The sequence below is a fragment of the Hymenobacter roseosalivarius DSM 11622 genome, from assembly GCF_900176135.1.
Classification (GTDB): domain Bacteria; phylum Bacteroidota; class Bacteroidia; order Cytophagales; family Hymenobacteraceae; genus Hymenobacter; species Hymenobacter roseosalivarius.
In genome coordinates, this window is record NZ_FWWW01000075.1 from 171,607 (window position 1) to 190,462 (window position 18,856).

The window sequence follows — 18,856 nt, forward strand, 5'->3', positions numbered from 1 at the left end:
ACAGGCAAAGTCGGAGGGTAAAGATAACAGGAGATGCGGCGCGGACCCGCGCTTGCTCCCTGCTATTCGTAAGAATGCGTCACCGCATGCACTCCCTTTACTTAACAATTGACAGGGGTAAATGCCGCGAAATCTCACCTGCCATTTCTGGCTAAAGTTTCGCTAACGCCTCAGCCACAGTATGAACCGGCTGCTGGCAAGCCCGATTAAAACACACGTAAATCGTAGTGCGGCCCTCCAGCGCCGTGCGCTGCTGCAAAAGCGGAAGCTCGTCGGTAGGCGAGGCTGCGCCCGCCAGCACCACGTTCGGCAGAAAGTGCCGGCTTAGCTCCCGGCGAAATGTTTCCGCCTCTGGCCCGACGATGGCGATTTCGGCTAATGGCCGCAGGAAGGCTGCATACAAGCTGGCCCAGTTGGTGAGGTGCTGCGGCTCCTTCACTACCAAGTCCTGCACTTGCGCCAGCATAGTGGCCGCCAGCTCGCCTAGGGGGGCATTTTCGAGGTGGAGGCTGAGACGGTGCAGGTTGTGCGCCATCAAAGAGTTAGAGCCAGGAATTACGTTGTCGAACAGCTCTTTCTTACGGGCAATCAGCGCCTCGCTGCTGGCGTCGGTGTAGAAAAACAGGTTTTCTTCAGGGTCAAAAAAGTTAGCCTGCACGTAGCTGGTTAGGGTTTCCGCCTCGTGCAGCCACTGCGCGTCAAATGTGGCTTCATACAGATTAATATAAGCCTGAATAACCAGCGCGTAGTCTTCCAAAAAGCCTGCAATCGTCGCTCTGCCATCCTTGTAGTTGCGCCACAAACGCGGACCGTTGCGCAGATTCATTTGAATAAAATGAGCGTTGCGTAAGGCTAATTCCAGAAACTTCCCGTCGCCAAACGCGCGGTACGCGTCGATGAGGCCGTTGAGCATGAGGGCATTCCAACCAGTCAGAATCTTGTCGTCCGTGCCGGGCCGGACACGCTTGGCACGAGCCGCCATGATTTTCTTTCCCCAGCCATGCACCAGCTCCGCCAGCACCTGGGGGGCAATTTCGTGGATTGCAGCAAAGTCTTCGTTCGACTCGCGGCGGTGCAGAATGTTCTGGCCGTGCTCCCAATTGCCGGCAGCCGTGCAGTTATAGTAGGCAGAAAACAGCAGCTCCTCATCGTCGAGAATGTCGCGTAGCTCATTTTTGGTGAATACGTAAAATCTGCCTTCCACGCCCTCGCTATCGGCATCCAGGGAGGAGTAAAAGCCCCCCTCCGGGCTCATCAGCTCCCGGCGCACGAACTCGATAGTGTCATACACCACCGTCTGGTATAGCTCGTCCCTGGTCACCTGATACGCCTCGGCATACAGGCTGACGAGCTGTCCATTATCGTAGAGCATCTTTTCAAAATGCGGAGCCAGCCACTCCGCGTCTACCGAATAGCGGGCAAAGCCGCCGCCAATCTGATCATACAGGCCGCCCCAGGCCATCTGACGCAGGGTTCGATTAAGTTGATCAAAGATGGGTTGGCTGCCTTTCAGATGATAGGCCCGCAACAGGAAACGCCAGATACTGGGCATGGGAAACTTGGGCGCGCGGTTCATTCCACCCCAAGTCTGGTCAAATTTGCCCCCCAGATCAGCTAGCAGCAGCTCAAACTGCTCGTCCGATACGGTAGAGGCTGTAGGTCCCAACCCGTACTTGGCCAAGTCGCTGGCTTGTAAAGCGCTGGCAAACTGCTCCGCCGACTCATCCAGCTCCCCCCGCTGCTCACCCTGATACGCCTGGCCTATGCTGGTGAGCAGTTGCGTCCAGTTGCGCGGCGGAAAATAGGTGCCACCATAAAACGGCTTGGCCTCGGGATTCAAAAACACATTTAGCGGCCACCCACCTTGTACGCCCATCGCGTGCACGGCATCCATATATAACTGGTCCACGTCGGGGCGCTCTTCACGGTCGACCTTAATGCACACGAAATGCGCGTTCATCACCTCCGCGATGCGCGGATTCTCGAACGATTCGCGCTCCATGACGTGACACCAGTGGCAGGCCGCGTAGCCAATGCTTACCAGTATCGGCTTTTGCTCAGCTTTGGCCTTTCGCAGCGCTTCCTCGCCCCACGGATACCAGTCCACGGGATTATGCGCGTGTTGGAGCAGGTAAGGGCTGGTTTCGAGGCTAAGAAGGTTAGTGTAAGCTGGCGTTTGGGAGGCAGACATATATAATAAAGTGCGCGGCTAACTAAAGAAGAAACCCGGCGAAAAGGCCGGGTTTCATTTTACGTTTCGGAAGTTGGTTGGTCGGAAGATGAAGCAGGCTTTTTGCGCGGAGGCCTTGCTCGGCGCTTCGGTGAGGATTTAACAGGCTTTGAATCCGACGTGGGGGGAGTTTCCGGTGCAGGCGGAGCATCTGCCGTAGGCAAGCTGGAGGCAGCCAAAGTAAGAGAAAGTTGCTCAGGGGCTGGTGACGGCGGCTCAACAGTCGGCTTGCGCCGGGCCGGACGAGCAGTTCTTGGCTTGCTCTCAGCTTTCGTTGTCGTTGCTTTTGTGGGCTTGCGTGAAGTTTTAGCGGCTTTCACTTGGGCCGCCGTCCGCCGTTTAGGCGGCGCTGGGGCATGAGCTTGCACCTCAGGCGCTGTCCCTGATCCTTGTACCTCCCTACTAGAAGGTACTTCTGCTGGAGCAGCATCCTGACTGGTAACCTCTACAGTTTTGTCCGTATAATCTGTAATCTCAACTGGTGAGTTGGGAGTCATTTCAGTCTCAGCTTCAACTATTTCTCGTTGGTCTGAAGAATTATCAGCAATCGACAAATCCTCATTTGCGACGCTGGCCAGCGTCGCCGCCAACTGCGCGGCCTTCTTGCGGCCACTGCGTTTAGCGCCGCCCCGCGACCGACGTTTTTTCTTAAATGGAGCAGCTTCTGTCGCCTCCGATATTGTTTCCTCACTGACAGCTTGTTCTGGGGTAGGGGAGGAGTAGGAAGTAGGTGCGGTAGTGACCGCGACAGGGACTATTGCGGGCTGTGGGGCATTTTCAACCTCTCCTATGTCAATACGCTCTTCTTCGTCCTCATCAACTTCCGGTACAGGTGCCGGGCGAGGTTTAAGGGGCGCCGGAAGTGAATGAAGCTGTTTCTGCACCTCCCGAACCTCTGGCCGCACGTCTACTTGGTTCCCAAGCCGTCGCAGGCGGGTAAGGGTGGTTTCCAGAAACTGGCGGTGCTCGGGAGAAGCCGGATACAACGGACGATGGGCCATCGCCTGACGTACGGCGTCCCATTCCTTCTGAAAACGGCCAAAGCTGCTATCAAAATATTCGCGCGAGAAACGCTCCCAGACATAGTCTTCCGCTACTGGCGTGGGATGAATCATATCAGCGGCGTAGAACCGATAATCCCGCAAATCATCCATCAGCAGCTCATAGGCAGGGAAATACGTCACATCGGGCAGCAGTTCGCTTAGATAGTGACAAGCTACCCGCAATATCGACTTACTGACCGCATTCAAAGGCAGCGTGTCCTTTATATGACGCACCGGACTCACTGTCAGCACGAAGCGCAGCTTCGGGTTGCGGCGACGCAGTAGCGCGTGCGTCTCAGCTATGGCATTGATAATCTCATCAGGTGTCAGCAGCTCTTTCTCAAACTGGTCAGCAGGCACCTTATGGCAGTTACTCACTATTTCCTGGGTTTCCCGCAACCGATAAGCGTAGGCCGTTCCCAGAGTCAGAACAACAACATCAGCCGTTTCAAGAAACTGGCCAGTATGCTGCATCAACTCCTGAATGTGCTGTAGCAGTTCCACGGGAGAGTCTGAGCCTACCGTAGCATGCAAATCATAGCTCTGCCAGCGCCCCCGAGCAGGCACCAAGTGCTGTTGCCAATCCATCTCCTCCCCCGCCGCGGCTCGCAACAGTTTGCAGGCTGACAACGGATTAAAGACAGTACCAAACGGATTGGTGAGCGACCGTACTTTATAAGTATTCAATCGATCACCCAACACATCCGAAAAGCAGGAGCCTACCGTCAGCACGCGAGCCGCGAGCGATAAAGGGCTAGAATGAGGCGTTAGAGGTATTTCAGTACGAAACATCAGAATAATAAATGACCAGAAATGGGTCAATGGGTAAGCAACCTACTCAACTCTCCTCTTTTAGCCAAAACAGCAACCTACCTGGTATGGATTGCCAGCCTCAGATCAGATAATGCCTCCAACTCGGTCAAAGTTACCGTCGGTGATAAAAGGCGCGAGGTTGATTAAGAAAAAAGCCCCCCAGCGCGGTGCTGGGGGGCTTTTTCTTGAAGCGAAGCAGCTTACTCAGCTACAACATTGAAACGAACCTGATGCTTTACTTCTTTGTGTAGGTTGATGGTAGCAGTGTACTCACCAACAGCGGTTGGTTCCTGATCAAAAGAAATACGCTTGCGGTCTACGTCGATGCCTTTAGCTTTCAACGCCTCAGCAAGCTGAAGCGTAGTCACGCGGCCAAAAATTTTACCACTCTCGCCTACTTTGGCGCGAATGTCGAAAGCCACGTCACCAATCTGGGTAGCCACGCTCTGAGCTTCGGTTTTGATCTTTTCAGCCTTGTGCGCCGCTTGGCGTACATTTTCAGCTACAATTTTCTTGTTAGTCTTGTCGGCTAGAATAGCCAACCCCTGCGGGAGCAGGAAGTTGCGACCATATCCAGGCTTTACCGTCACGATGTCGTTCTTGTAGCCCAGGTTCTTTACGTCGTCTTTCAGAATTACTTCCATGTTTTTAGGAGAAGTGAGAGATGAGAAGTGAGAGATGAGACTACTATTTCAAGCCAATTACTTGAGAACATAGTCTCACTCCTCGCTTCTCCTATCTCATGTCTATTTCAAAGAGTCGGTTACGTAGGGCATGAGCGCCAGGTGACGGGCCTTAGCCACGGCCTGAGCCACTTTGCGCTGGAATTTCAGGCTGGTGCCCGTAAGGCGGCGGGGCAGCACGCGGCCCTGCTCGTTTACAAACTTCAGAAGGAAGTTCGGGTCTTTGTAGTCCACGTACTTAATACCGTTCTTCTTGAAGCGGCAGTACTTTTTGCGGGTATCCTGCTTGTGGATCTTTTCGTTGGCGAGGCTCATCTTCTTAATTATTGGGCTACTGCTTCCGATTGTTTCTGGGCTTTCTGCTGGTTCATTTCCCCATTGCGGCGGCGCTCGTTATAAGCTACTGCGTGCTTGTCGAGCACCGTAGTCAAAAAACGAATCACACGCTCATCGCGGCGAAATGCTAGCTCCAGCTGGTCCACTATGTTACCAGAGCCAGCGAATTCTACTAGGTGATAATACCCGGTAGATTTCTTCTGAATTGGGTAAGCAAGCTTTTTAAGGCCCCAGTTTTCAGTGTTGATAATGTCGGCGCCATTTTCCTTAAGCACCTGCGAGAACTTCTCGATCGTCTCTTGCACCTGACTTTCGTTCAGAACGGGCGTCAGGAGAAAGACCGTCTCGTAATTTCTTACTTCCATTAGACGGGATGAAAAAATTAAGTGAAAAACTAAATTAGGGGGCAAAGGTAGCTAAATAACAGGATATCTGCGCTAAACACTTCACTTATTTTTACCTTGAAACCGGAAAATCAATTTCCTGCCAAACAACTATATAGAGGTGCTGAATGGAAATTTTAACGGAAACATTGCTTACTATAAACTAAGTAAAACCTTTCGCTGGCAACAACAGTTGGAGAACTAACAGACCACGATAATTGCCAAATCCACTAGTACAGTGGGCTTACATCTGGCTAGTTGAGTTGCAACCCCTTATTTTAGTGCTGAAGTGCTGCGAAGTGGGTTTTTGGTGGGTTTTGCTGTGTTTTCCTTTCCCAAAAATTAGAAGTGTCGCTTTTGTTTCCTGCATTTCCCGACCTACATTTGTGGCCTTAAGGCACCCCTGCGTTTCTTTTCCCCAGTGAATTTGTGCTATGAATAGCATCCGACTTCGTACCCTTCCCCACTTCTTTCTTGCTCTGTTTCTGACGTTTGCCTCCGTCGGCCGTGCCTCGGCACAGGACGTTGGTGCCGCGCCGGCCGTAAGTAAAGAAGGGGTGGTTCCCGGAGCTGCAGCCCAAGCTGCGCCCGCCGCCGCTGCAGGCACTACCACCGGCGACCCTGCCGCAATTGCCGCTGGCGACGCGTTATTTAAAGGTAACTGCGCCCAGTGCCACGCCATCAACGAGGTAGTGGTAGGACCGGCTCTGAAGGATGTGCATAAGCGCCGCCCCATTTCCTGGCTGATCCCTTGGATCAAGAACTCCAGCAAGATGGTAGCCAGCGGTGATGAGTACGCGGTTAAGATCTACAATCAGTATCAGAAGCAGCAGATGCCTAGCTTCGCGCTGACTGATGCCGAGATCACCTCTATTGTATCCTACATCGCTGCCGAGAGCGAAAAGCCCTCTCAAGTGACCGCTGGTGGTGCAACTGCTGGCAATGCTGGTCAAGTTGATGGTCAAGAGGCAGGTGGAGCCGGCGTTGGCACGGGTGCTGGTCAATACGTCGACCTACTTCTGATCGTATTGGTAGTTGTTCTGATTGTCTTGGTTGTAACCTTAGTTATCATCGCCAATATCATGGGCGATGTCCTGAAAGGCCGCAAGGATCTTGATGGCCGAGATATAGAGCTGCTTGATCAGAAATTTGATTTCAGCAAAATATACAAGTCTAACGTCGTGCGTGGGTTGGCTGTGGGGCTTTTTGTTCTCGTAGTTCTATATGAGTCGGTACAAGGCGTAATGGCTATTGGTCTGGACCAAGGCTATCAACCTACGCAGCCAATTGCTTTCTCGCACAAACTGCACGCTGGCGAGAACCAGATCAACTGTGCTTATTGCCACACTAGCGTATATAAGAGCAAGAGCGCTAACATTCCTTCGGCTAACATCTGTATGAACTGCCACTCACAGATCAAGACGGAATCACCCGAAATCAAGAAAATTTATCGTGCCATTGAGCGCAAGCAGCCTATCCAATGGGTACGAGTGCACAATCTGCCAGATTTGGCTTACTTCAACCACTCTCAGCACACGCAGGTAGGCGGTATTGAGTGCCAGACCTGCCACGGTCCTATCCAGAATATGGAAGTAGTGTACCAATATTCACCCCTGACTATGGGCTGGTGCATTAACTGCCACCGCGAGCAACCGCTTAATACAAAAGGCAACGGCTATTATGACAACCTCGTGAAATTGCACGATGCTGCCAACCAAGGTGCCGCCTTCACAGTGTCATCAAATGGTGGTACTGAGTGCTCCAAGTGCCACTATTGAGTTACCATATAGCTTAAGTGTGAGTATGAATTCTGCTCACACTTGCGCTTTCAGGCTCAGTACCTTAAAATAACACTTCTTACTTAGAGATTATAACTGGGTTTCTCTCAGATCTTTAGATCTCCAAGAATACAAGTCAAACAAAATGCAAGAGTCGCCCAAATACTGGAAAGGAATCGAGGAGCTAGAAAACTCGCCAGAGTTTGCAAAGAATGCTTTCAGCGAATTTGCCGATTTCCTGCCGGTGAGCGAAAAAAACAGCTCTACTGACGCTACTGTTTCTCCACGTCGTGATTTCCTGAAGCTGATGGGGTTCAGCTTGGCAGCAGCCACTCTGGCTAGCTGTGAGGCTCCTATTCATAAAGCAATTCCATATCTTAACAAACCTGAGGAAGTCGATCCAGGTATTGCTAACTTCTATGCTTCGACTTATTTCAACGGTTCAGATTACAACAGCGTCTTAGTAAAGACCCGGGAAGGCCGGCCAATCAAGTTGGAGGGGAATCCAGAGTCACTAATTACGCGAGGTGGTCTGTCAGCTCGTGCTCAAGCTTCTGTTTTGAGCCTGTATGACAGCGCTCGTCTACAGTATTTCACAATCAAAGGCCAGCAAGCTGATAAGGACCGCGTTGACCAAGAGATTCGCAGTAAGCTTGTTGCTACGGGGGGCAAAATTGCTATCGTATCACCAACCATCATTAGCCCTTCGACTAAAAGAGCTATTGCGGAATTTGCCTCACGCTATCCCACTACAGAGCATGTGATGTATGACGCTCAATCTCAGTCGGCGTTGATACAGGCTAATGGAGGTGTACTGCCTTCTTTCGACTTTAGCAAAGCCAATGTGATTGTGAGCTTAGGGGCTGACTTCCTAGGTACTTGGATATCGCCAGTGGAGCACGCTCACCAGTATATCACGAATCGCAAAGTATCAAGCGACAAAAGAACAATGTCGCGTCATTTCCAGTTTGAGCCCAATCTTTCTCTAACTGGCTCTAATGCCGATATACGCGTGCCGCTCAAGCCTTCAGAAATGGGGCAGGCTACACTGGCGTTATATAATGAGGTAGTAGGTGGCGGTGCTGCTTCTAGTTTTAATAATGCACAGTTGAAGAAAGCTGCTGCCGAGTTGAAAGCCAACAGAGGCCGTAGCTTAGTAGTTGCTGGCTCTAACGATGTAGCAATCCAAACGCTTGTAGCTGCCATCAACCAATCATTAGGTAACATAGGGGCTACAATTGACACGGCAAATCCTTCGATGGTACGCCAGGGAGATGATACTCGCATGATCCGTCTCGTGAATGAGATGAATGCTGGTAGCGTTGGTGCTGTGATATTTTATCACGCCAATCCTGTTTATGATCACCCATTAGCTGCCAAAGTAAAATCAGGCATTGCTAAAGTACCGTTGAGCATTTCTTTCAATGACCGCTTGGATGAAACAGGTAGCCTCTGCTACTATGCTGCCCCTGATCATCATTACTTAGAGTCGTGGAATGACTATGAGCCTAAACGCGGTTCATTAAGCTTAGCGCAACCTACAATTTCTCCTCTTTTCGCTACCCGTCAGGCTCAGGACAGCTTGCTGACATGGGCTGGCAATCCACAGAGCTACTACAACTTCCTGCGCGCCAACTGGCGTAGCATTCTGGGGGGCAATTTCCAACAAGGTTGGGATAAGGCCGTTCATGATGGTGTAGCCGCTGGTTCGCTTTCACCTGCGCCACTCGCTCCGGTTGCTACCGCAGTTGATACTAATCAAGCGATCAGTGCTATAGCCCGCGCACCAAAAGCAGGAGGCATCGAATTCTCGCTTTACGAGAAAGTAGGTATCGGTAATGGTTTCGAAGCCAATAACCCTTGGTTGCAAGAATTACCTGACCCAATATCAAAAGCTACTTGGGGTAACTATATAGCTGTACCCCGCGACATGGCTGTAGCAAATGAGTGGGAGCAGGGCGATGTACTTAAAGTTACCGCCAACGGTACATCAATTGAACTCCCCGTTCTTATTCAGCCAGGTCAGGCAAAAGGATCAGTTAGTATAGCAGTTGGTTATGGCCGCGAGTTGGCTGGTAAAGTAGGCAGCAAAGTGGGCGCCAACGCTTATCCTTTAGCAACAGTCCGTGGCAACGCACTCCAATATAGCGGTACTGCTACCCTAGAGAAGACCGGCGCGAAGTCACCCATCGCTCAGACGCAGACGCACCACACGGTTATGGACCGTAAGCCAGTAGTGCAAGAGTCTACCCTAGCTCAGTATATCAAAAACCCTAAAGAGGTAACTGAGTACGATAAAGTTGCTACCCCTGATGGTCTCGAAAAGCCCAACAAGGTGTCTCTGTGGCAAGATTATGAGTACAAGAATCACCACTGGGGTATGGTCATCGACCTAAACTCCTGTATTGGCTGTGGTGCCTGCGTAATCGGTTGCCAGGTAGAAAATAACATAGCGGTAGTAGGTAAGCAGGAAGTAATCAATCGTCGTGAGATGCATTGGCTGCGTATTGACCGCTACTATAGCTCAGATACTACTAAAGAGGATTTCGCGGAGAAGGGTAAGCTGGATACTTACGACGCAATGGAAGAACCATCGGAAAATCCGAGCGTAATCTTCGAGCCAATGTTATGTCAGCACTGCAATCATGCTCCCTGCGAGACGGTATGTCCAGTACTTGCGACTACACATAGCAGCGAAGGATTGAACCAAATGACCTACAACCGTTGCGTAGGTACTCGTTATTGTGCAAACAACTGCCCTTACAAAGTGCGCCGTTTCAACTGGTTCTCTTACTATACGAATGAGAAGTTCGAGGCTGTAAATGGTCACATGTTCACCGACCTAGGTCGCATGGTCTTGAACCCTGACGTGACAGTACGGGCACGCGGGGTAATGGAGAAGTGTAGCTTCTGCGTTCAGCGTATTCAACTTGCTAAGCTGGAAGCCAAAAAAGAGCGTCGTCGTCCGGTAGACGGCGAAGTAGTTACAGCTTGCGCCCAGTCTTGCCCAACCCAGGCTATCGTATTTGGTGACCTACGCGATCCAAACTCGCGCGTGTCACAAGTTACACGACGCGAAGATGGAGAACGTGGCTTTCACGTACTCGACGCTATCAATGTGCAGCCAAACATCACGTATCTGACGAAGATTCGTAATGTGGAGCCAGGCAAAAAGCTAACAGTTTAGAAACAGCGAAGGGACAAGAGATTATATCGCTGATAAAATAACTCGTCTCGCCACTTTTTACATTCAAAATTATGCAGCACGTATCGCCAGTAAGAGAGCCGCTTGTAACGGGGGGCAAAACTTACCACGACATCACGCAGGACGTGTGCCGCCAGGTGGAAGCTAAGCCAAATATTCGATGGATGGCAGCCCTGAGCGTGGCGCTCTTTTTTCTGGGCATTTTCTTCTATTCTGTATACCGCACTTTATGGTATGGCATCGGAGAATGGGGCCTGAACAAAACGGTTGGCTGGGCTTGGGACATTACCAACTTTGTATGGTGGGTAGGTATCGGTCACGCTGGTACTTTGATTTCAGCAGTACTATTGCTGTTCCGTCAAAAATGGCGTAGCTCTATTAACCGCGCAGCTGAGGCAATGACCATTTTTGCTGTAATATGCGCGGCCATGTTCCCTGTACTGCACATGGGCCGGCCTTGGTTGGCTTATTGGGTATTCCCATTTCAAAATACGTTTGGTTCGCTGTGGGTGAACTTTAATTCACCTCTTCTGTGGGATGTATTTGCCATCTCCACATACTTCTCAGTTTCCCTAGTATTCTGGTATATCGGCCTCATTCCCGACTTCGCTACTATTCGCGATCGGGCAAAAGGCCCTATTGCTAAGCGCGCTTATGCCCTGCTGAGCTTTGGTTGGAAAGGTTCGGCCAAAGCTTGGTCACGTTACGAGACAGTGTCGCTGATCTTAGCCGGTGTTGCAACTCCTCTAGTGCTTTCGGTACATACTATTGTATCAATGGACTTTGCAACCTCCATTGTACCTGGTTGGCATACCACTATTTTTCCTCCTTATTTCGTTGCGGGGGCGATTTTCTCCGGTTTTGCGATGGTACTAACGCTGATGCTTATCACGCGGGTAGTATTTAAGCTCGAAGACTACATTACACTAGAGCACATTGCTTTGATGAACAAAATCATGATGATTACAGGCTCTATAGTAGGTGTTGCCTACATCACTGAGTTCTTCATTGCCTGGTATTCACAAGTTGAGTTTGAGCAATACGCATTTATCAACCGTGCTACTGGACCGTATTGGTGGGCTTATGCTTCTATGATGACGTGTAACGTAATTACGCCTCAGCTAGTGTGGTTCCGGCGCATTCGCTACAGCATTCCGGCTACGTTCGTTCTTTCTATTATCGTGAACATCGGTATGTGGTTTGAACGATTCGTGATTATCGTAACGTCGTTGCATCGTGATTACTTGCCTTCAAGCTGGGTAATGTTCTCTCCAACTTGGGTCGATATCGGAATCTATGTTGGCACCCTAGGTCTGTTTTTTACCCTCTTCCTTCTATTTGCTAAGTTCTTTCCAGTAGTGAATATGGCTGAGGTTAAGACTATTCTTAAGTATGGAGTGGATAATGGCCCAACGTATGTCGGTCATCATAGCCACCAAGTGGCTCCAGTTCATCAACCAGTAGCTCCTGCCGTCCCAGCTTCAGCTCCCGTAAATTATAATAAGCATGACTAAGCGCTTCGCCCTCGGCATCTTCGACGACGAGGACGTGCTGTTGCACGCCATCGAGAACATCCGCGCCGCTGGAGTTAAGATCCACGACGTGTTCTCGCCTTATCCTGTTCACGGTATCGACGACGCTCTCGGTATTGAGCGTTCGCGCCTACCCATCGCAGCATTTTTCTTTGGTCTGACAGGCTTATCATTTGCCTTATGGATGCAGATTTATATGCTGGGTTTCGATTGGCCAATGATTATTGGTGGTAAACCTCATATTGCTCTGCCAGCATTTATTCCCGTGAGCTTTGAGATGACGGTGCTTTTCTGTGCTCATGGCATGGTAATTACCTTTTTCACGATCAGCAAGCTCTACCCACGTTGGAAAGTGCCAGTGATGGATGTTCGTGCTACTGATGACAAGTTTGTAATGGCCATCGAATTAAAAGATGATGCTTCTGAATTGAGCCGCTTAACTCAACTGCTCCGCGAAAACGGTGCATCGGAAGTCAACGAAAAAGAAATGACCCAAAAATAATGATGCACTGGCTGAAATTAAGTCTTCAGGGGTCGACAATGCTCTTTGCTGCGGTATTAGCTACTAGCTGCGACCGTGCTGACGTTCCGGCTATCCAATATGCCCCCGAAATGTATGAGTCCATCCCATACGAACCGCTTAGGCAAACTAACGTTAATTTAATCAACCCAATGGGTATCAACGAACGTGTTCCAGTAGTGGGAACCGTTCCATTGGGTAAATTAAATTACTACACGCACATTCCTAAAGACAGTGTAGGTATTGCGGAGCGTGTATTGCGTAATCCTTATGCTTATTCAAAGGCTAACTTGGAAGAGGGAAAGGCGCTCTACACCAGAGTTTGTTCACATTGCCATGGTGAAGATGGTGGGGGCCAAGGACCTGTAGGTATCAAGTTCAAAGGTGTTCCTAACTATTCTGCGGGTGCCTATAAAACTATGAATGACGGACATATCTATCATGTCATTCAATGGGGACGTAACCGTATGATGCCACACGGTTCTATTGTGAACCCTGAAGAGCGCTGGAAAATTGCTATGTACGTACGCGTGCTACAGCGTGGTGAAGGTCCTGATGGATTGGCCAAACTAGTGGATGTCAGTCAGGATTCTACCGAAATGACTGATCGTGCCAACCAGAGTCCGATAGGGGAGGCACAAGCTGACAAAGCATCAGCGACTCCAGGGCAAGGTGGTACGGAGGCAAGAAACGGAACGGCGAACTAACAATTATGGCAACTCTGACGCACCAGGATGGTGTTACGGCTGAACATTTACAACTTTCGCCTAGCACTCGTAAGAAATTCATTACTATAATCGCGGCGGGTGTTATCCTGTTGATTATCGGAGTAGTGTTAGCTGCCCTAGGAATAGGAGAGGAGCATAGTGCCGCTACTGGCCATGAAGTAGGAACCGGAGCAGGCGCCTCGGCGGAGCACCATGAGGGAAGTCCGGTTTGGCTGAAGCGAGTGTTGGTAAGCCTCTGGCATAGTAATGTTTACTTCATTGGTATTGCCGTTATCGGTACCTTCTTCGTAGCACTACAATACGTAGCCTACGCTGGTTGGTCTGTACTAATCAAGCGTATAAACGAAGCCTTAAGTGCCTGGCTTATGCCAGGTGCTATAATTATGCTTATCGTGTTCTTTGTGGGCCGCCATGATCTGTTTCACTGGACTCACGATGGAATTATGACACTTGGTCATGAGAACTACGACGCGATAGTGGCAGGTAAAAGCGGTTTCTTAAATTTGCCATTCTATGTAATCAGAATGGTTACTTATTTGGGTATCTGGTGGTTCTTTTCAGAAAGACTCAGAAAGCTTTCACTTGAGGAAGACATTAATGGAGGAACGGAGTACTTCCATAAGAGTATAAATGTAGGGGCTCTCTTTCTGGTTCTGTTTGCCGTCTCGTCCTCAATGGCAGCCTGGGATTGGGTGATGTCAATTGACGTACACTGGTTTAGTACAATGTTTGGCTGGTATGTATTCGCTAGCTGGTGGGTATCGGGCATTGCCGCAGTAACGCTTGCTGCTATCTATCTAAAGCAAGCTGGTTATCTACGTTTTCTAAACGCTAACCATCTTCATGATCTTGGTAAGCTCATGTTTGGTTTCAGCATATTCTGGACCTATATATGGTTTTCACAGTTTATGCTGATATGGTATGCCAACTTTCCTGAAGAGGCAGTTTATTTTAATCAGCGCTTGGGGGGCTTTAATGGTCACTATACTTGGATCTTCTATTTCAATTTGATCATCAACTTCGCTTTTCCATTCCTTGTGATGATGACACGGGACGCAAAGCGCCAAATGATTATGCTGAAAATTGTATGTATAGCCATCTTGATAGGGCACTGGTTTGATTTCTATCTGATGATTATGCCTGCAACCATGAAGGCTGAAAGCGGATTTGTTATTGAAATTGGTATTGCACTGATCTTTTTGGGCTCTTTCCTGTTATTGTTTACAAAGCGTCTGTCTCAAGCGTCATTAGTGCCCGTGCATCATCCTTTCCTTGACGAAAGCGTACATCATACAACATAAAATTGATTTGAGTATTAGGTAAAAAGTAAACCCAAATAGGTGGTACGCTTACTACTTACATACTCATAATCACTGTACTCACATCTATCCCTAGATAATGATTGCTCTTGGTATCCTACTGGTATTGGTGCTTCTGCTAGTCGTATTCGGCTTGTTGTTTCGCCTCCAGATCCTTACTTCCATCTTTTCTGGTAGCCTGACCCGTGAAATCGGCATGAGCAACCGAGTCAATGCTATCCTTATGATCATCTTTATGGTGGTTGGCGGGGGGGCCTTCGCTTGGTCATTTATCGACAACTACGATAAGATGAATCCTCCTATTGCGTCCATTCATGGGTATGCAGTAGAAAATATGTTTTGGACTACGATGATCATTTTGGGTGTAGCCTTTGCGCTAACCCACCTTATGCTGTTCATCTTCTCTTACCGGTATCAGCATAAGGAAGGACGCAGGGCATTCTTCTTTTCTCACAATAACAAGATTGAGATTATCTGGACATTGATCCCAGCTATCGTGATGGCTAGCCTCGTGTTCGCAGGTTGGAAAGAGTGGACTAAGATTACTGGTCCTGCTCCTAAAGATTCTATCGTTCTGGAAATAATGGGCAAGCAGTTCAACTGGTTGGTACGCTATCCTGGCCGTGATCAGAAATTAGGAGTGGTTAACTACCGCTTAATTGATGCAACAAACGAATTTGGCTTCGATTTGAATGACAACAATGCCATGGATGATTTCACTGTGAATGAAATCCATGTGCCAAAGGGCCATCCTGTATTGCTTAAGATTCGGTCACGCGATGTGCTGCATGGTGTGTATATGCCAAACTTCCGGGTGCAGATGTACGCAGTGCCAGGCATGCCAACCAAATTTTGGTTCACTCCCACTAAAACTACGGATGAAATGCGTGCTCAATTAGGTAACCCTAAATTCAACTATGAGCTAGCCTGTTCACAAGTATGTGGTCGTGGGCATTTTGCTATGAAAGCAACCATAGTTGTAGATGAGCCCGATGACTACGTAGCTTGGTTTGCTCAACAAAAATCATTTGCAGAACAGAATCCTGATGTTTTAGCTAGCTTCAAACAGAAGTCAGATAAACTGGTTAAAGATAAAGCGGCTGATGCTGCCGCTGTCTTAACTCAGACTACTAAAGCTTCGCTCTAACTTACTATATAACGCACGCTCAACTGTATGGCTGCTAATATTCCCACCAACGCTCCAGTACACGGAACGCCCACAGTGCCTCATGTTGAGCACGATGAGCACCTACATCATGACGAGCACCATGAGCAAAGTTTCCTGACTAAATATATATTTAGTCAGGACCATAAAGTCATTGCTAAGCAATTCCTTATAACTGGTATTTTTTGGGCCATTATGGGAGGTGCGCTGTCTAGCTTATTCCGTCTTCAGCTAGGATGGCCCGAGTCAACTATGTCTTGGTTGACACCTGTACTAGGCAAATGGGTTGAAGCTGGTAAGCTTAATCCTGAGTTCTACCTTGCCCTCGTTACAATGCACGGCACTATCATGGTGTTCTTTGTGCTGACGGCTGGCTTGAGCGGTACATTCTCTAACTTCTTGATTCCTTTGCAAGTTGGAGCTCGTGATATGGCATCAGGCTTCATGAATATGCTTTCTTACTGGTTTTTCTTTATATCCAGTATTATAATGTTCAGCTCTATATTCATTGAAACCGGCCCTGCCTCCGCTGGTTGGACAATTTATCCTCCCTTGAGCGCATTGCCACAGGCGATTCCAGGTTCAGGCGCTGGCATGACGCTGTGGTTGGTGAGCATGGCCCTCTTTATCATATCCCAGTTGTTGGGTGGTGTTAACTACATCACTACAGTTATTAACCTAAGAACTCGTGGAATGTCAATGGGTAAATTGCCACTGACTATCTGGTCGTTTTTCTTGACTGCTATATTAGGTTTGTTAGCTTTTCCCGTGCTCTTCTCGGCTGCTCTACTATTGATCTTCGACCGTTCGTTTGGTACCAGCTTCTTCTTGTCAGATATATACATTGCTGGCCAAGCATTAAATAACACCGGTGGTAGCCCTATTCTATTCCAGCACTTATTCTGGTTTTTAGGTCACCCTGAGGTGTACATCGTTATCATGCCTGCGATGGGTATGGTATCCGAAATTCTGGCTACCAATTCTCGTAAGCCCATCTTTGGCTACCGGGCCATGATTGGGTCGCTAATAGGCATTTCTTTGCTTTCCTTCGTCGTATGGGCCCACCATATGTTCGTGACGGGCATGAACCCGTTCTTGGGATCAGTATTCATGTTCCTGACGCTGATTATTGCCGTACCATCTGGTGTGAAAGTGTTTAACTGGCTGGCTACTCTATGGCGGGGAAATATTCGCTTCACTACTGCCATGCTGTTTTCTATTGGCTTCGTGTCGCTGTTCATCTCAGGAGGTTTGACCGGTATTATCTTGGGTAATGCAGCACTGGATATTCAGATGCACAATACCTATTTTGTAGTGGCTCACTTCCACTTGGTAATGGGTAGTTCGGCTTTCTTTGGTTTGTTTGCTGGCGTTTATCACTGGTTTCCAAAGATGTTCGGCCGTATGCTTGATGAAAAGTTGGGTTATGTTCACTTTTGGCTCACGTTCATTGGTGTATACTTGGTGTTCATGCCGATGCACTACGTTGGTATCGCAGGTTTCCCCCGTCGCTACTACGCTTGGACTGGTTTTGATAGCTTCAGCCAGTTCGCCGACCTGAACAAGTTCATCTCAGCTGCTGCCATATTTGCCTTTATAGGCCAGTTCATTTTCATCTTCAACTTCTTCTATAGTATCTGGCGTGGTCGTCGTGCTACTGAAAATCCATGGAACTCGAACACTTTGGAATGGACTACTCCTGTCATCCCTGGGCATGGTAACTGGCCTGGTGCTATACCTGCTGTTCACCGCTGGCCTTATGATTATAGCAAGCCTGGTGCAGAAAAGGACTTTATTCCACAAAATGTACCGTACTCGCAAACGCAGTCTTCAAACTTGCCTAACGAGCGCGAAACAGCTGAATAATTACCCCCCAGCTTTAAAAAACGAGCCGCTGTATTTACGGCGGCTCGTTTTTTTATTACAAGGGAAGTTCAAAGTCGGCTGGCCGACCTGAATTTCCCTTCTTTTTTGGGCAAAAAGTGAGTTCTGATTGTTATATATCCGAACCTAGTCGAAAATCTTAAGCACAATGATTCCTGCCTTCGTGCGCCGCTTTCGCTTTATCGGTATTCTAACAATTGCTGCCGTTTATTTACTCATTCTAGTAGGTGGGGTAGTGAGAAGCACCGGCTCTGGTATGGGTTGCCCTGACTGGCCCAAATGTTTTGGTACTTGGATACCACCAATCCACATTAGTCAACTCCCTTCTGACTACAAAGAAATTTATACTGCTCAACGAGTAGCCAAAAACAAGCGACTGGCCGCCACACTTGAGCGATTTGGATTTAAGCAAGTAGCAGGCGACATTTTTGCGCACCCTACGCAATACATTGAAACGGATTTTAATGTCACTAAAACCTGGATTGAGTACCTAAATAGATTGTTGGGTGCCTTAATTGGAGTATTTGTTTTCTTGACTGTCATTTTCGCTGTGCCCTATTGGCGGCGAGATAAAACAGTTTTCTGGCTTGCTTTCGGCGGCTTTATTCTGGTAGGAGTTCAGGGGTGGTTAGGTTCGTTAGTTGTCTCAACGAACTTGTTGCCGATAATGGTGACTATCCATATGGGGTTAGCACTTGTAATTGTGGCTATGCTCCTGTACGCTGTTGATCGTTCACAGCAATCCACTGAACAAGCAGAAGCAATACCGTTCTCTCCTGTCTTAACAGCCGGACTCTGGATAATGGTCTTGCTCACTTTTGGTCAAATAGTGCTAGGTACACAAGTACGGGAAGAAGTAGACCTGGTCGCTTCAACTATGAATTACGGCAACCGTGCAGGCTGGATTGAGCAACTGGGGGGCATTTTTAAGGTACACCGGACGTTCTCATTGTTACTTCTACTCTTAAACGTCTACCTCGCTTATCAGCTATACAGGCTGCCATCCAAACGGCTCCACAAGTTGACTACTGCGGTGCTTGGGTTCCTGGGTTTAGAAATTCTGGCAGGTATCGTTCTGGCTTACTTTGCATTGCCCGCAGCTATGCAGCCAGTGCACCTTACAGTAGCTACTTTATTGTTTGGGGGGCAATTCTTGGTGTTAGTCGCTTACCATAGAATGGCGAAATCAGTAGCAAAGCCCACTTATCCGCATGTTGTTGCGTAACTTTGCGGCCCC

14 protein-coding genes are annotated in these 18,856 nt (G+C 48.7%); 9 read left to right on the forward strand and 5 right to left on the reverse strand.

Going from position 1 to position 18,856, the window contains the following annotated elements; genetic code table 11:
- Positions 1-151: 151 nt before the first annotated feature.
- The 5 genes from B9A24_RS13335 to rpsF form a co-directional block, all read right to left on the reverse strand.
- The gene (locus B9A24_RS13335) at positions 152-2,191 is read right to left on the reverse strand and encodes a thioredoxin domain-containing protein (protein ID WP_084446514.1); all 2,040 of its coding nucleotides are present in this window, start codon (positions 2,189-2,191) and stop codon (positions 152-154) included.
- Between the two features lie 59 nt (positions 2,192-2,250).
- On the reverse strand, positions 2,251-4,095 hold the full coding sequence (locus B9A24_RS13340) for a GSCFA domain-containing protein (RefSeq protein ID WP_234997255.1): 1,845 nt from the start codon (positions 4,093-4,095) through the stop codon (positions 2,251-2,253).
- Between the two features lie 191 nt (positions 4,096-4,286).
- Entirely contained in the window at positions 4,287-4,730 is a 444-nt protein-coding gene (rplI, locus tag B9A24_RS13345; protein WP_084446516.1) for a 50S ribosomal protein L9, read from the reverse strand.
- Between the two features lie 102 nt (positions 4,731-4,832).
- Complete coding sequence (gene rpsR / locus B9A24_RS13350; RefSeq protein WP_084446517.1) at positions 4,833-5,084, reverse strand: 30S ribosomal protein S18; 252 nt, start codon at positions 5,082-5,084, stop codon at positions 4,833-4,835.
- An 8-nt stretch (positions 5,085-5,092) separates the two neighbouring features.
- Positions 5,093-5,470 carry a 30S ribosomal protein S6 gene (gene rpsF, locus B9A24_RS13355; protein WP_084446518.1) on the reverse strand — a complete coding sequence of 126 codons (378 nt, stop codon included), beginning with the start codon at positions 5,468-5,470 and terminating at the stop codon, positions 5,093-5,095.
- 452 nt (positions 5,471-5,922) lie between these two features.
- On the opposite strand from rpsF, the gene B9A24_RS13360 reads away from it, so the two are divergent.
- The 9 genes from B9A24_RS13360 (at position 5,923) to B9A24_RS13400 (ending at position 18,844) form a co-directional block, all read left to right on the forward strand.
- Positions 5,923-7,266, forward strand: coding sequence for a c-type cytochrome (locus B9A24_RS13360; RefSeq protein WP_084446519.1), 1,344 nt, complete (start codon positions 5,923-5,925; stop codon positions 7,264-7,266).
- Positions 7,267-7,411: 145 nt separating this feature from the next.
- A complete protein-coding gene (locus B9A24_RS13365) occupies positions 7,412-10,453 on the forward strand; it encodes a TAT-variant-translocated molybdopterin oxidoreductase (protein ID WP_084446520.1) in 3,042 nt (1,013 codons plus the stop codon).
- Between the two features lie 71 nt (positions 10,454-10,524).
- Positions 10,525-11,985: an NrfD/PsrC family molybdoenzyme membrane anchor subunit gene (gene nrfD, locus B9A24_RS13370; RefSeq protein WP_234997257.1), complete on the forward strand. Its 1,461-nt coding sequence runs from the start codon at positions 10,525-10,527 to the stop codon at positions 11,983-11,985.
- On the forward strand, positions 11,978-12,505 hold the full coding sequence (locus tag B9A24_RS13375) for a DUF3341 domain-containing protein (RefSeq protein WP_084446521.1): 528 nt from the start codon (positions 11,978-11,980) through the stop codon (positions 12,503-12,505). Before nrfD ends, B9A24_RS13375 begins: the two co-directional genes overlap by 8 nt.
- A complete protein-coding gene (locus tag B9A24_RS13380) occupies positions 12,505-13,230 on the forward strand; it encodes a c-type cytochrome (protein ID WP_084446522.1) in 726 nt (241 codons plus the stop codon). Before B9A24_RS13375 ends, B9A24_RS13380 begins: the two co-directional genes overlap by 1 nt.
- A 5-nt stretch (positions 13,231-13,235) precedes the next feature.
- Positions 13,236-14,552 carry a quinol:cytochrome C oxidoreductase gene (locus B9A24_RS13385; RefSeq protein WP_234997259.1) on the forward strand — a complete coding sequence of 439 codons (1,317 nt, stop codon included), beginning with the start codon at positions 13,236-13,238 and terminating at the stop codon, positions 14,550-14,552.
- Between the two features lie 97 nt (positions 14,553-14,649).
- Entirely contained in the window at positions 14,650-15,717 is a 1,068-nt protein-coding gene (locus tag B9A24_RS13390) for a cytochrome c oxidase subunit II (RefSeq protein WP_084446523.1), read from the forward strand.
- A gap of 27 nt (positions 15,718-15,744) precedes the next feature.
- Positions 15,745-17,601, forward strand: a complete 1,857-nt coding sequence (locus tag B9A24_RS13395; protein WP_234997261.1) for a cytochrome c oxidase subunit I — start codon at positions 15,745-15,747, stop codon at positions 17,599-17,601.
- 166 nt (positions 17,602-17,767) lie between these two features.
- Positions 17,768-18,844, forward strand: coding sequence for a COX15/CtaA family protein (locus B9A24_RS13400; RefSeq protein ID WP_084446524.1), 1,077 nt, complete (start codon positions 17,768-17,770; stop codon positions 18,842-18,844).
- Positions 18,845-18,856: the final 12 nt, after the last annotated feature.